This window comes from Micromonospora sp. NPDC049257 (assembly GCF_040678915.1).
GTDB lineage: Bacteria > Actinomycetota > Actinomycetes > Mycobacteriales > Micromonosporaceae > Micromonospora > Micromonospora antibiotica.
In genome coordinates this window covers 516,141-527,891 of sequence record NZ_JBFAQU010000001.1, presented here as the reverse complement: position 1 = coordinate 527,891, position 11,751 = coordinate 516,141, and the positions used below count along the sequence as shown (strand labels likewise).

At 71.7% G+C, this 11,751-nt stretch carries 14 protein-coding genes; 5 read left to right on the top strand and 9 right to left on the bottom strand.

Annotated elements, in window-relative coordinates; all coding sequences use genetic code 11:
• Positions 1-5 precede the first annotated feature (5 nt).
• Genes AB0K25_RS02345 through AB0K25_RS02335 form a run of 3 tightly spaced genes read right to left on the bottom strand, consistent with a single transcriptional unit; the run spans position 6 to position 1,986 of the window.
• The gene (locus AB0K25_RS02345) at positions 6-950 is read right to left on the bottom strand and encodes an NAD-dependent epimerase/dehydratase family protein (protein ID WP_357532763.1); all 945 of its coding nucleotides are present in this window, start codon (positions 948-950) and stop codon (positions 6-8) included.
• A 56-nt stretch (positions 951-1,006) separates the two neighbouring features.
• The gene (locus AB0K25_RS02340) at positions 1,007-1,198 is read right to left on the bottom strand and encodes a DUF397 domain-containing protein (RefSeq protein WP_357532761.1); all 192 of its coding nucleotides are present in this window, start codon (positions 1,196-1,198) and stop codon (positions 1,007-1,009) included.
• A complete protein-coding gene (locus AB0K25_RS02335; RefSeq protein WP_357532759.1) occupies positions 1,189-1,986 on the bottom strand; it encodes a helix-turn-helix transcriptional regulator in 798 nt (265 codons plus the stop codon). The genes AB0K25_RS02340 and AB0K25_RS02335 overlap by 10 nt, the downstream gene beginning before the upstream one ends.
• 430 nt (positions 1,987-2,416) lie before the next feature.
• On the opposite strand from AB0K25_RS02335, the gene AB0K25_RS02330 reads away from it, so the two are divergent.
• The 3 genes from AB0K25_RS02330 to AB0K25_RS02320 all read left to right on the top strand — a co-directional run bounded on the left by AB0K25_RS02330 (position 2,417) and on the right by AB0K25_RS02320 (position 4,931).
• Positions 2,417-2,779, top strand: coding sequence for a hypothetical protein (locus tag AB0K25_RS02330; RefSeq protein WP_357532757.1), 363 nt, complete (start codon positions 2,417-2,419; stop codon positions 2,777-2,779).
• Positions 2,776-3,030 (top strand): flavin reductase, encoded by a 255-nt coding sequence (locus tag AB0K25_RS02325; protein WP_357532755.1) that lies wholly within the window; start codon positions 2,776-2,778, stop codon positions 3,028-3,030. The genes AB0K25_RS02330 and AB0K25_RS02325 overlap by 4 nt, the downstream gene beginning before the upstream one ends.
• Positions 3,031-3,098: 68 nt before the next feature.
• Complete coding sequence (locus AB0K25_RS02320; protein ID WP_363817884.1) at positions 3,099-4,931, top strand: NHL domain-containing thioredoxin family protein; 1,833 nt, start codon at positions 3,099-3,101, stop codon at positions 4,929-4,931.
• A 79-nt stretch (positions 4,932-5,010) separates the two neighbouring features.
• Here the strand turns inward: AB0K25_RS02320 and AB0K25_RS02315 are convergent, their stop codons facing one another.
• From AB0K25_RS02315 to AB0K25_RS02305, 3 genes are read right to left on the bottom strand one after another with little or no spacing between them, the layout of a single operon-like run.
• Positions 5,011-5,760, bottom strand: coding sequence for a 5-oxoprolinase subunit PxpA (locus AB0K25_RS02315; RefSeq protein WP_219465488.1), 750 nt, complete (start codon positions 5,758-5,760; stop codon positions 5,011-5,013).
• Positions 5,744-6,715 (bottom strand): biotin-dependent carboxyltransferase family protein, encoded by a 972-nt coding sequence (locus AB0K25_RS02310; RefSeq protein ID WP_363817881.1) that lies wholly within the window; start codon positions 6,713-6,715, stop codon positions 5,744-5,746. The genes AB0K25_RS02315 and AB0K25_RS02310 overlap by 17 nt, the downstream gene beginning before the upstream one ends.
• Before the next feature lie 31 nt (positions 6,716-6,746).
• The gene (locus tag AB0K25_RS02305) at positions 6,747-7,358 is read right to left on the bottom strand and encodes an allophanate hydrolase subunit 1 (RefSeq protein WP_219465485.1); all 612 of its coding nucleotides are present in this window, start codon (positions 7,356-7,358) and stop codon (positions 6,747-6,749) included.
• A gap of 107 nt (positions 7,359-7,465) precedes the next feature.
• Here AB0K25_RS02305 and AB0K25_RS02300 point away from each other — a divergent pair, with 107 nt between their 5' ends.
• A complete protein-coding gene (locus tag AB0K25_RS02300; RefSeq protein ID WP_219465483.1) occupies positions 7,466-8,143 on the top strand; it encodes a hemolysin III family protein in 678 nt (225 codons plus the stop codon).
• Between the two features lie 129 nt (positions 8,144-8,272).
• Here the strand turns inward: AB0K25_RS02300 and AB0K25_RS02295 are convergent, their stop codons facing one another.
• On the bottom strand, positions 8,273-8,563 hold the full coding sequence (locus AB0K25_RS02295) for a DUF6458 family protein (RefSeq protein ID WP_208565265.1): 291 nt from the start codon (positions 8,561-8,563) through the stop codon (positions 8,273-8,275).
• Between the two features lie 124 nt (positions 8,564-8,687).
• On the opposite strand from AB0K25_RS02295, the gene AB0K25_RS02290 reads away from it, so the two are divergent.
• Positions 8,688-9,224 (top strand): histidine phosphatase family protein, encoded by a 537-nt coding sequence (locus tag AB0K25_RS02290; protein ID WP_363817876.1) that lies wholly within the window; start codon positions 8,688-8,690, stop codon positions 9,222-9,224.
• A gap of 89 nt (positions 9,225-9,313) precedes the next feature.
• Here AB0K25_RS02290 and AB0K25_RS02285 read toward each other — a convergent pair whose 3' ends face one another.
• Both AB0K25_RS02285 and AB0K25_RS02280 read right to left on the bottom strand, forming a co-directional pair.
• Positions 9,314-9,583, bottom strand: coding sequence for a DUF6458 family protein (locus tag AB0K25_RS02285; protein WP_091253403.1), 270 nt, complete (start codon positions 9,581-9,583; stop codon positions 9,314-9,316).
• A 283-nt stretch (positions 9,584-9,866) separates the two neighbouring features.
• Complete coding sequence (locus AB0K25_RS02280) at positions 9,867-11,723, bottom strand: acyl-CoA dehydrogenase (RefSeq protein WP_219470507.1); 1,857 nt, start codon at positions 11,721-11,723, stop codon at positions 9,867-9,869.
• Positions 11,724-11,751 lie beyond the last annotated feature (28 nt).

Here is an 11,751-nt window from a genome sequence, read left to right as displayed (position 1 = left end):
ATGGGTCAGCCGAGACGCTGCCATGCCGCCCAACTGTCCGTGACCATCTGGGTCAGGTCGGAGCGGGTCGGCTGCCAGCCCAGCAGTGAACGCGCCCGGCTGATCTCCCCCACCAGATGAGACGGCTCTGGCTTCGGGGGCAACTGCCGCACCGTCACCGACCGACCGGTGGCCTGTTCGGCGGCGGCGATCACCCCGGCCATGCTCGTCCCGACGCCGGAGGCCAGGTTGACCGCGTGATGGGTCCCGAGTGTGCAGGCGCCGAGGGCGAGCCGGATGCCGGTGGCGACGTCGGCGACGTGCACGAAGTCGCGGACGGCCGAGCCGTCGCCATTGAGACTGACTTGATCGAGTTGGCCGGTCATCGCGCGGAAGACGTTGGGGATGATCCGCGATGGGTCGGTGTCGGTGATCCCATCGACCGCCCCGGCGACGTTGAACGGGCGCACGGTGATCGCCCCGACGGCACCCGTCGCGGCATACCCGGCCACCATCTGTTCCGCCGCGACCTTCGACGCGCCGTACGGGCTCTCCGGGTGCACATCCAGGTCTTCCGACAGCGTGCCGCTGCGCTGTGACCCGTACACGATGTTGGTGGAGGCGAGCACGAATGACAACGGGGCCGACCGGCCGCGTACCGAATCCAATGCCATCAGCAGGTGGAGCGTCCCGGCGGCGTTGACGTCGAAGTAGGTCAGCGGGTCGGCCAGCGAATCGCGTCCACTGGTGAGCGCGGCCAGGTGCACGACACCGTCGTACGACCCGGTCCGGACGACCGCCGCGATCCCGGCACGGTCGCGGACGTCGCCGATCACCAGGTCGGCACCCGGTGCCGGCTTGCGGTCGGTACGCCCCCGACTCAGCACCGTGACCCGGTGGCCAGCGGCGAGCAGGTCGAGGGTGACGGCGTGCCCGAGGAAACCCAACCCACCGGTGACCAGTACGTACACGTCAGCCCCTTCCCCGACCACGCTCGATCACACGGAGCATTACGGCACTGGAACGATCAGATCCGCTCGGGGAGTCGGCCGACGAATGCTCGCCATGCCGCCGGGGCGAAGACGAGAGCAGGGCCATTCGGGTCCTTGCTGTCTCGTACGCCGACCGTGTTGAGCAAATTCTCGGCCACCTCGATGCATGCGCCGCCATTGGTGGACGAGCGGGACGACTTCCGCCACTTGGCACCGGTCATGTCCATGTCTTCGCTACTTCCGTGAGAAGGTCCAGGGTCGGACGCAGCGGCAGGGTTTCGCCTTGGATAGCGTCCCACGACACGCCAAGGCTAGCAATCAAGTCAGCTTGCCCGATGACTTGCGCCGCCAGTTGATTGTCGACGTAGCCGGTCCGGGAGCCATCCGGAAGATCAGCGAGAATAAATGCCCCGGCCAGGCCCGAGTACATGCCAGCCGACATCGGGACGATGCGCAACCGAATATGAGGTTGCTCAGCACAGGCCACGAGGTGCTCAAGCTGCTCGGCCATGACGGCAGGCCCACCGCACGCTCGCCGGAGGACGACCTCGTCCAGGACGACGAAGAGTTGGGGCGCGGGATCACGGTCAAGGACAGCTTGCCGTTCGAGCCGGGCCGCAACTCGCCGGTCAAGTTCCGAGGTCGGCACCCGGGCTGCCTGGAAGGTGGCGCGGGCATACCCCTCTGTCTGTAGGAGGCCAGGCACGAAGGCGTGCTCGTACCAGCGAAGCGCGGTTGCCTCGCGCTCGATCTCGATCCATTCGCGCAGCCACACGGGAGCGGCATCGCTCTTGACAAGCTCGTCCCACAGGGTCGTGAAGTAGCCCTCTGTACCCAGCGCCTCGTCCACCGACACCAGGTAGGGCAGGGTCGGCGGCTTCACCCCGGTCTCGATAGCGCTCACCTGGGAATCCGAGCAGAAAATTCGCTCGCCGAGCTGCGTCTGCGTCAGCCCGGCCGCCGCCCGGCGTCGACGCAATTCACGAAGAAGGTACTCCGACGGAGAGATTCCCATGGCTTCCACACCCTTCCACGGCGATCCTCTGCATTCCTCGCCAGCTCGTAACGACTCGCTGCGCTCCGCAATCACTTGGTCACTATTCCGGAGCCAGGGGGCGGAAGTCCAGGGTGGAAGAAGGAACGGCGCGATCGGTGGAGGAGAGGCCCGGCGATTGCGTTCGTGGTCGGGCTGCCCCGAAAGCAGCACCGGGGCAGCCCGACGCCACCTCGACACAAGGGAGCCCCATGCCGAAGGACGACAAGCCGAAGCCCGCTCCACAGCCCCAGCCAAGCCCACCCCCACCGCCACCGCCACCACCGCCCGCGCCGCCGATCGTCCCCGGTCCGATCGGGCCGTTCATCCCGCCCTACCGGGGACCGGGCCCGATGACGAACGTCGTGTTGACGGACCGGTGGAGTGAGAGCCGGAACCGGGGGCCGGGGCGATGAAAGAACCGAGACTGAGGGGCGGCGACCTGATCCACCTCACCCGCGAGGCCAGTCCCCAGTTCGTCCGGCCGATCACGGTACGGATGATCCGCGAGCTGCCCGACCGCCACACGTACGACGGCTGGACCTGGATCGAGGCGTACGAGCTGGGGCCGGACGGCCTGGCCCGGCGGCGGCGGGAGCTGTACGTCCGCCGCGCCGGGGTGCGCTGGATCCCACCTACTCCCTCGGCCAGAACGCCCGCACCCCCACCGGCGGTAACCCCGACAGCGACGAGCCCGGCAGCGAAGAAGCCGGCAACCACCAAGTCGGCTGCGAAGAAGCCGACCGCATCCCGCAGGTCGGCGGTGTCGGCGTGACGCCGCTGGACGGGCTCGCCCACCGGCCGCTGCGCCCGATCTGGCTGTGCCGCCTCGACGCGAACCCGTGGCCGTGCGGGGAGGCGAAGCTCATCCTGCTCGCCGCGTTCGCCGACGACCGGCCGGGCCTGCTGGCCCTGCTGTCGACGCTGCAACAGGAGGCGGAGGACCACCTCACCCAGCTCGACAGCGGCCGGTCCAACAACCTCACCGACCGTTTCCTGTCCTGGGCTCGACCACCCGACCGCTGAGTGTCGCCCACGACTCTCCGGTCGCCCTTCGCGCGGCCCGCCGGCCGGCGGTGCGGCACGATGGGGACATGAGCGCACGGGTACGGGCACCAGAGCTGCGGGGTCGGGGCTGGTTGAACACCGGTGGGCGGGAGCTGAAGCTCGCCGACCTGCGGGGCAAAATTTCGATTCTCGATTTTTGGACCTTCTGCTGTGTCAACTGCCTGCACGTCATCGACGAGTTGCGCCCGTTGGAGGAGAAGTACGCCGACGTGCTGGTCGTCGTCGGGGTGCACTCGCCGAAGTTCGAGCACGAGAAGGACCCGGCCGCGCTGGCCGCCGCCGTCGAGCGGTACGGCGTGCACCACCCGGTGCTCGACGACCCCGACCTGGACATGTGGCAGCAGTACGCGGCGAAGGCGTGGCCCACCCTGGCGGTGGTCGACCCGGAGGGTTACGTGGTCGCCACGATGGCCGGCGAGGGACACGCCGAGGGGCTGATCCGGCTGGTCGACGACCTGATCGCCACCCACGAGGCCAAGGGCACCCTGCACCGGGGCGACGGGCCGTACGTGCCGCCGACGCCGCCGGAGACGACGCTGCGCTTCCCCGGCAAGGCCGTGTTGCTCGACGGCGGGAACCTGCTGGTCTCCGACTCGGCCCGGCACAGCCTGGTCGAGCTGGCCCCGGACGGCGAGACGCCGGTCCGGCGGATCGGCTCCGGGGAGCGGGGCCGGGTCGACGGGCCGGCCCCCTCGGCGAGCTTCGCCGAGCCGCAGGGGCTCTGCCTGCTGCCCGCGCACGTCGCCGAGGTCGCCGGCTACGACCTGCTGGTCGCCGACACCGTCAACCACCTGCTGCGCGGCGTACGCCTGGACACCGGTGAGGTGACCACGGTCGCCGGCACCGGCCGGCAGTGGCGCTCCACGGTCGACGACCACGCCCACGACGCGCGCTCCGTCGACCTCTCCTCCCCGTGGGACCTGGCCTGGTACGACGACAAGGTCATCGTGGCGATGGCCGGCATCCACCAGCTCTGGTGGTTCGACCCGATCAAGCGGACCGCCGGCATGTGGGCCGGCACCACCGTCGAGGCGCTGCGCGACGGCCCGCTGCCCGAGGCGTGGCTGGCCCAGCCGTCCGGCCTGTCGGTCTCCGCCGACGGCACCCGGCTCTGGGTGGCCGACAGCGAGACCAGCGCGATCCGTTTCGTGCAGGACGGCGTGCTCGGCACCGCCGTCGGGCAGGGGTTGTTCGACTTCGGGCACGTGGACGGGCCGGCCGACCGGGCGTTGCTCCAGCATCCGCTGGGGGTGTGCGCGCTGCCTGACTCCTCGGTGTTGATCGCCGACACCTACAACGGCGCGGTACGCCGCTTCGACCCGGCGACCGGCCAGGTCGCCACGGTGGCCGACGGGCTGGCCGAGCCGAGCGACCTGGTGCTCACCGCCGACGGCGGGGTGCTGGTGGTGGAGTCGGCCGCGCACCGGTTGACCCGGCTCGCCCCGGGCGCGTTGACCGCCGCCGGGGCGGACACCGTGGACGGTCCCCGGCACCGGCTGGAACGCAAACCGACGGACGTCGCGCCCGGCGAGGTGACCCTCGACGTGATCTTCACGCCGGCGCCGGGACAGAAGCTGGACGAGACGTACGGGCCGTCGACCCGGCTGGTCGTCTCGGCCTCACCGCCGGAGCTGCTGGTCGAGGGGGCCGGCACCGGCACCGAGTTGTCCCGCCGGCTGGTGATCGACCCGGCCGTACCGCAGGGGGTGCTCCAGGTGACCGCCCAGGCCGCCACCTGCGACGCCGACGTCGAGCACGCCGCCTGCCACCTGACCCGTCAGGACTGGGGCGTCCCGGTGCGGGTCGTCGACGACGGCGCGACCCGGGTCCCGCTGGTGCTGCGCGGCCTGGACACCTGAGCGCCCGCCCGGTCGGCACCGCGCCGGGCGGGCGGGAGCACCGGACCCGCGCCGGGCCAGCAGGCGACCGGGGACGGTCTCAGGCGAACGGGGTGAGGGTGACCCCGGCGTCGATCAGCGCGGCCCGCACCAGGGCGGCCGAGGCGACCGCGCCGGGGCTGTCCCCGTGCAGGCAGATCGAGGCGACCGGGCAGGGCACGACGGTCCCGTCGACCGCCACCACCGTCTGCTCGGTGGCCATCCGGACCGCCCGGACGGCCACCTCCTCCGGGTCGGTGACCAGCGCGCCCGGCGCGGTACGCGGCACCAGCGCCCCGTTGGGCAGGTAACCCCGGTCGGCGAAGCCTTCGGGGACCGCCCGCAGGCCCGCGCCGACGGCGAGCTGGGCGAGGGTGGAGCCGGGCGCGCAGAGGATCGGCAGTTCGTGATCCCACCCGCTCACGGCCGCGACCAGGGCGGCGGCCTGCACCTCGTCGGTGGCCGCCGCGTGGTAGAGCGCGCCGTGCGGTTTGAGGTAGCGGACCCGGGTGCGGGACGGTCGGCAGAACGCGTCGAGCGCCCCGAGCTGGTAGGTGACGTCGTCGCGCAGCTCGTCGAAGCCGTACGCGATGTGCCGGCGGCCGAAGCCGGCCAGGTCCCGGTAGCCGACCTGCGCGCCGACGGCGACGCCGCGTTCGGCGGCGGCGGCGCAGACCCGCCGCATGGTCGACGGGTCGCCGCCGTGGAAGCCGCACGCTACGTTGGCGGAGGTGACCAGGTCGAGCAGCGCCTCGTCGTCGCCGAGCCGCCAGATGCCGAATCCCTCGCCGAGGTCAGCGTTGAGGTCCATGGAATCTCACCGTAGTCCCCGGTCGGGCCTGCGCGAGCCCGGTCACGTCGTCCACCACCCCGATCACCGGGTACCCGCCGGTGGTCGGATGGTCGGCCAGGAAGATCAACGGCTGGCCGTCGGCGGGCACCTGCACCGCGCCGAGCACCACGCCCTCACTCGGCAGCTCCCCGGCCACCGCGCGGGGCAGCGCCGCGCCGACAAGTCGCGCACCGACCCGGTCACTCACCGGACTCACCGTGTACGCCGTGCCGAGCAGCGACGCCAGCGCGTCGGCGGTGAACCAGTCGGCGCGTGGGCCGGGGCGCAGGGTCAGCCACAGCTCGTCCGGCACCGGCCGGCCGACGGTGAAGTCCACCGGGGCGGGTGGCCCGGCCGGCGGGCCGAGCGGGAGCCGGTCGCCGTCGCCGACCGGGGGTGGGCCGAGGCCGGAGAGGGTGTCGGTGGACCGGCTGCCGAGCACCGGGTCGACGGCGATCCCCCCGTCGACCGCGAGCCAGTTGCGCAGCCCGTGCCGGGGCGACCCGATCCGCAGCACCGCCCCCGCCGGCACCGCCAACGGCCGGCCCACGTCGCCGGGGCGGCCGTCGACCCGGACGTCGACGTCGGCCCCGGTCACCGCGACCGTGCCGGCCCGGGTCAGCCGCAGCTCACCGCCGCCGAGGGTCAACTCCAGACCGGCGGCGTCCGCCGGGTTGCCGACCAGCCGGTTCGCCAGCGCCAGCGCCGCCGGATCCAGCGCCCCCGACCGGGGTACGCCGAGATGCGCCCACCCGGGCCGCCCCAGATCCTGCACGGTGGTACGCGGTCCCGCCCGGCGCACCTCGATCACCCCATGGGTCGGCCCGGATGGCTGCTCCGCCCGGCGCACCCCGATCGCCCCGCCCCCGGTCGGCCCGCCCCCGGCCGGCCCGGTTGGCTGCTCCGGCCGCTCCGCTCGACTCGTCCCGGTCATGCCGGCACCGGCCGGGGTCGGGGACCGCCGGTCACCCGGTCACCAGCCGGACCCGGGTGCCGGGGGTGAGGGTGGCCGGTGGGTCGGCGGCCACGTCGAAGAGGGTGAGCGTGGTCCGCCCCACCAGCAGCCAGCCACCCGGCGAGGCGGTCGGGTAGATCCCCGCGTACGGGCCGGCCAGGGCCACCGAGCCGGCGGGCACCCGGGGGCGCGGGGTGGGCAGCCGGGGCACCGCGTACTGCGGGGGGAGGCCGGTCAGGTAGCCGAAGCCGGGGGCGAAGCCGCAGAACGCCACCCGGAAGTCGGTGTCCCGCAGGCGTTGCACCACCTGGGGCACGGTCAGTCGCCAGTGCGCGGCGACCAGGGGCAGGTCTTCACCGTCGTACACGGTGGGAACGTCGACGGTGCCGGCGTCGGCTGTGGTGGTGACCGGGTCGGGGGTCCAGCCGGCGATCCGGGTGGCCGTCGACTCCGGGTCGGGCACCCCGTCGAGCAGGACGGTGCCGGCCGCCGGGACGATCTCGGCGGCGTCCAGCTCACCGGCGGCGCGGCGTCGCCACAGCTCGGCCCGCCACCGTTCCACCTGGCCGGGGTCGTCACAGTCGAGCAGGAGGGCGTGCCGGCCCACGGGTCGGATGCGCATCCCGCCATACTCCCCGATCGATGTGCCGTCCAGGGTCGCTAGACTCGACAGGTCTGGTGACGGGTCGCACTACCTAGAAGTAACCTACGGTGCCGTAACCTGATTCCGTGACCACCTCCGCACCGCTTCGACTCAAGCCTGTCGACATCGGTAAGCCCCGGATGCGCGGCTGGCTGCACACCTACGCGTTCTTTGTCGCGCTCGTCTGCGGCACCGTGCTCTGCGCCGTCGCGGCCACCCGTCCCGGCTGGGCGCCCCTGGTCAGCTGCCTGATCTACAGCGTCACCGTCTGCGGCCTCTTCGGCACCAGCGCCCTCTACCACCGCCGGGTGTGGTCGGAGCGCGGCTACCAGATCATGCGCCGGATGGACCACTCGATGATCTTCGTGTTCATCGCCGGCACCTACACACCGCTCTGTGCGCTGCTGCTCGACCGGCGGATGGCCACCCTGATGCTCGGCCTGGTCTGGGGTGGGGCGTTGGCCGGCGTGGCCGTCAAGCTGATCTGGCCGCACGCTCCGCGCTGGGTCTCCGCCCCGCTCTACCTGGCCCTCGGCTGGGTGTCGGTGGCGATCCTCCCGCAGATCCTGCGCCAGGGCGGGGTCACCGTGCTGGTGCTGCTCGCCGCCGGTGGGGCGATGTACAGCATCGGCGCGGTCTTCTACGCGCTGCGGCGGCCCAACCCCTGGCCCACCGTCTTCGGCCACCACGAGTTCTTCCACGCCTGCACCCTGCTCGCCGCCCTCTGTCACCACATCGCGATCTACTTCGCCCTCTTCACCTGATCACCCGTCTCCGGCCGGTCCGGGGGCAGTCGCGCCGGCCGCGCGGCAAGCCGGAGCCGGCCTGAGCAGGGAACAGTTCAGGGGCCCCGCGCCGTTGCGGGGCCCCTGAGATCATGTGGTGCGGTGCGGTCAGACCGGGTAACCCGGGCCGCGCGCCTCGCGGTACTCCTCGCGTACCACCTGGCCGCCCTGCACCGGCACGACCCGGTCGGCGACGACCTGGTCCTGACGCACGGCGGTGGTCACCACCGCCCGGCGACGGCTGTTCCAGAAGAAGAGGGTGGTCAGCAGCCCGACGAGGCCGGCGAGCATCAGCACCCAGCCCACCACGTCGAGGTTGAGCCATCCCAGATCGGCGTCGACGGCGAACGCGAAGATCGCACCCACCGCGATGAGGAAGATGCTGGCACCGATGCCCATGACGTCGCCTCCTTGGCTGTCAGCTGGCGTTACCCACCCGCCACGGCCATCGAGGGCATCGATGAGCGAGTGGCCCCACTGACATACCCAGGCGACACTCGCGTCAATCAGGCAAGCTGGGGGAATGACGGACGGCGAGGCCGAGACACGGACACTGGTGCTGCTGCGGCACGCCAAGGCCGAACAGCCCGGGAGCGGCTCCGACGTCGACCGGCGACTGACCGCACGCGGGCACGCCGACGCCGCCGCCGCCGGGGCGTGGCTGGCCGCGCAGGGTCTCCTCCCCGACGTGGTGATCTGCTCGGCGGCCCGCCGGACCAGGCAGACCTGGCACGACGTGGCGCTGGGCATGACCGGGGTCCCGCCGGAGGGTGGCCCGGCGGGGACAGCACCGGTGGTGCGGTACGCCGCCGCCGCGTACGAGGCGCACCCGGACGACCTGCTCGACCTGGTGCGGATGGTCGAGCCGGAGGCGCACACGGTCCTGCTCGTCGCCCACAACCCGGGCATCTCGCTGCTGTCGGTGCTCCTCGACCCGGAAGGGGCCGACCGGGAAGGGTTGCGTACCACCGGTCTGGTGGTGCACCGGGCGGCAGCCCCGTGGGCGGAGTTGACACCGGGCGACACCCCGGTCGTCGACCGGCACACCGCCCGCGGCTGACCCGACCCACCCGCCGGGCAGCCCGGCTCTGGTGACGTCGTCCTGCGCGCGGCCGGTCAGCGGCCGGTGTCGTCCAGCGGGGCGGACGGTCAGGACGGGGGTGCGGTGGGCGGCGGCGGATCGGGCGGCGGCGGCATCATCGCGGTCGGGTGGGAGAGCCGGTTCTCCTCCACGATGAGCGTGCGCGCCCGCTTGCGCCGGTCCTGCCAGAACCAGAGCGTGGTGAGCAGCACGGCCAGGCCGGCCAGGATGAAGACCCAGCCGACGGCGCGCAGGTTGATCCACCAGACGTCGGCCCGGATGGCGAACGTCATGATCGCGCCGAGCGCGATGAGAAAGATGCCGCTACCAATGCCCATGTGCGCTGCACTCCCCCGTGCGGTGGCCGTTGGGCGTGCCCTGACGTGGTCCGCGCGGGTTACCCGCCCAGCAGCCCTCCTACCGGGATCGCACCCGGCAAATCTGGCCCCTCTCCCGACCGCTTCCCGCACGCCTCAAGGGGTGGCGCTGTCCCGATCCTCATGGTCGACGCAGAAGGGCCGATGTGGTGATGTCCGGACGTCCCGGACACCGCCACATCGGCCCCATGCGCGTCACCCGCCGAATCCGGCCGGCTCGACCCGGTCGGGACCGGCGGTCAGTTCAGAAGGCCTCCTCGGGGATGTCCATGATGTCCAGGTCGGCGCCTTCGATGATCCGGCGGTCGGCGCCGATGCGGGGCAGCACCTCACGGGCGAAGAACCGGGCGGCGGCCACCTTGCCGGTGTAGAACGCCTGGTCGGTGGTGGAGACCTCACCGGCCAGCGCCTTCAGCGCCACGTCGGCCTGCTTCTGGAGCAGCCACCCGACGACCAGGTCACCGAGGGCGAGCAGGAAGCGGCGGCTGCTCAGGCCGACCTTGTAGAGGCTGCGGGTGTCGCCGCCCTGGGCTTCACCGAGCCAACCGGTCAGCACGACGAGGATGTTCTGGATCTCGGCGAGCGCCCGACCGAGCGCCTGCCGCTCCTCCTTGAGCTGCCCGTTGCCGGCCTCGGTGCTGATGAACTCCTGGATCTCACCGGCGACCGAGGTGAGCGCCCTGCCGTTGTCCCGGACGATCTTCCGGAAGATCAGGTCGAGGCTCTGGATCGCGGTGGTGCCCTCGTACAGGGTGTCGATCTTGGCGTCCCGGACGTACTGCTCCAGCGGGTAGTCCTGGAGGAAGCCGGAGCCACCGTAGGTCTGGAGCGACTCGTGACCGAGCAGCTCGTAGGCCCGCTCGGAGCCGACGCCCTTGACCAGCGGCAGGAGCAGGTCGTTGACCCGCCTGGCCAGCTTGGTGGCCGGTTCGTCGCCGGCCGCCTCGGCGATCGCGATCTTGTCCTGCCAGGTGGCGGTGTAGCAGACCAGCGCCCGCAGCCCCTCGGCGTACGACTTCTGCATCAGCAGCGAACGGCGCACGTCCGGGTGGTGGGTGATGGTGACCCGGGGCGCGGCCTTGTCGGCCTGCTGGGTCAGGTCGGCGCCCTGCACCCGGTTCTTCGCGTACTCCAGGGCGTTGAGGTAGCCGGTGGACAGAGTGGCGATCGCCTTGGTGCCGACCATCATCCGGGCGTACTCGATGATCATGAACATCTGCCGGATGCCGTCGTGCTTCTCGCCCAGCAGCCAACCCTTGGCCGGTACGCCGTGCTCGCCGAAGGTCAGCTCGCAGGTGTTGGAGACCTTGATGCCCATCTTGTGCTCGACGTTGGTGGCGTAGACGCCGTTGCGCTCGCCCAGCTCGCCGGTCTCGGCGTCGAAGTGGAACTTCGGCACGACGAACAGGGACAGCCCCTTGGTGCCCGGGCCGCCGACGCCCTCGACGCCGACCGGACGGGCCAGCACGTAGTGGACAATGTTGTCGCTCAGGTCGTGCTCGCCGGAGGTGATGAAGCGCTTCACGCCCTCGATGTGCCAGGAGCCGTCCGGCTGCCGGACGGCACGGGCCCGGCCGGCGCCGACGTCCGAGCCGGCGTCCGGCTCGGTGAGCACCATGGTGGAGGCCCACTGCTGGTCGATGAAGAGCTTGGCCCACTTCTTCTGCTCGTCGGTGCCCTCGACCTCCAGCACGTGCGCGAAGGACGGGCCGGAGGCGTACATCCAGACGGGCGCGTTGGCGCCGAGCACCAGCTCGGCGAGCGACCACCAGAGCGCGCGCGGGGCGCTGCTGCCGCCGAGGGACTCGGGGAGGTCCAGCCGCCAGAACTCGGAGTCCATGAACGCCTGGTAGGACTTCTTGAACGACTCCGGCAGCGGTGCGGTGTGCGTCGCGGGGTCGAAGACCGGTGGGTTGCGGTCGCTGTCCTGGTAGCTGGCCGCGAGGTCCTCACGGGCCAGGCGGTCGACCTCGGAGAGGAAGCTGCGGGCGGTGTCGACGTCCAGGTCCGTGTACGGCTCCTGGCCGAACGTCCGGTCCGCCCCGAAGACCTCGAACAGGTTGAACTCAAGGTCCCGAAGGTTGCTCTTGTAGTGGGTCATGCTCACTGGCCCCGCTTCCGGACAGGTG

Bases quoted from the DNA above. Each gene is read 5' to 3' on its own strand.
- AB0K25_RS02340 (WP_357532761.1), bottom strand. From the start codon at position 1,198: ATGGACATGACCGGTGCCAAGTGGCGGAAGTCGTCCCGCTCGTCCACC.
- AB0K25_RS02280 (WP_219470507.1), bottom strand. From the start codon at position 11,723: ATGACCCACTACAAGAGCAACCTTCGGGACCTTGAGTTCAACCTGTTC.
- AB0K25_RS02330 (WP_357532757.1), top strand. From the start codon at position 2,417: ATGAAAGAACCGAGACTGAGGGGCGGCGACCTGATCCACCTCACCCGC.
- AB0K25_RS02310 (WP_363817881.1), bottom strand. From the start codon at position 6,715: ATGACCGGGACGAGTCGAGCGGAGCGGCCGGAGCAGCCAACCGGGCCG.
- AB0K25_RS02290 (WP_363817876.1), top strand. From the start codon at position 8,688: ATGACGGACGGCGAGGCCGAGACACGGACACTGGTGCTGCTGCGGCAC.
- AB0K25_RS02320 (WP_363817884.1), top strand. From the start codon at position 3,099: ATGAGCGCACGGGTACGGGCACCAGAGCTGCGGGGTCGGGGCTGGTTG.
- AB0K25_RS02305 (WP_219465485.1), bottom strand. From the start codon at position 7,358: ATGCGCATCCGACCCGTGGGCCGGCACGCCCTCCTGCTCGACTGTGAC.
- AB0K25_RS02315 (WP_219465488.1), bottom strand. From the start codon at position 5,760: ATGGACCTCAACGCTGACCTCGGCGAGGGATTCGGCATCTGGCGGCTC.
- AB0K25_RS02285 (WP_091253403.1), bottom strand. From the start codon at position 9,583: ATGGGCATTGGTAGCGGCATCTTTCTCATCGCGCTCGGCGCGATCATG.
- AB0K25_RS02335 (WP_357532759.1), bottom strand. From the start codon at position 1,986: ATGGGAATCTCTCCGTCGGAGTACCTTCTTCGTGAATTGCGTCGACGC.
- AB0K25_RS02295 (WP_208565265.1), bottom strand. From the start codon at position 8,563: ATGGGCATCGGTGCCAGCATCTTCCTCATCGCGGTGGGTGCGATCTTC.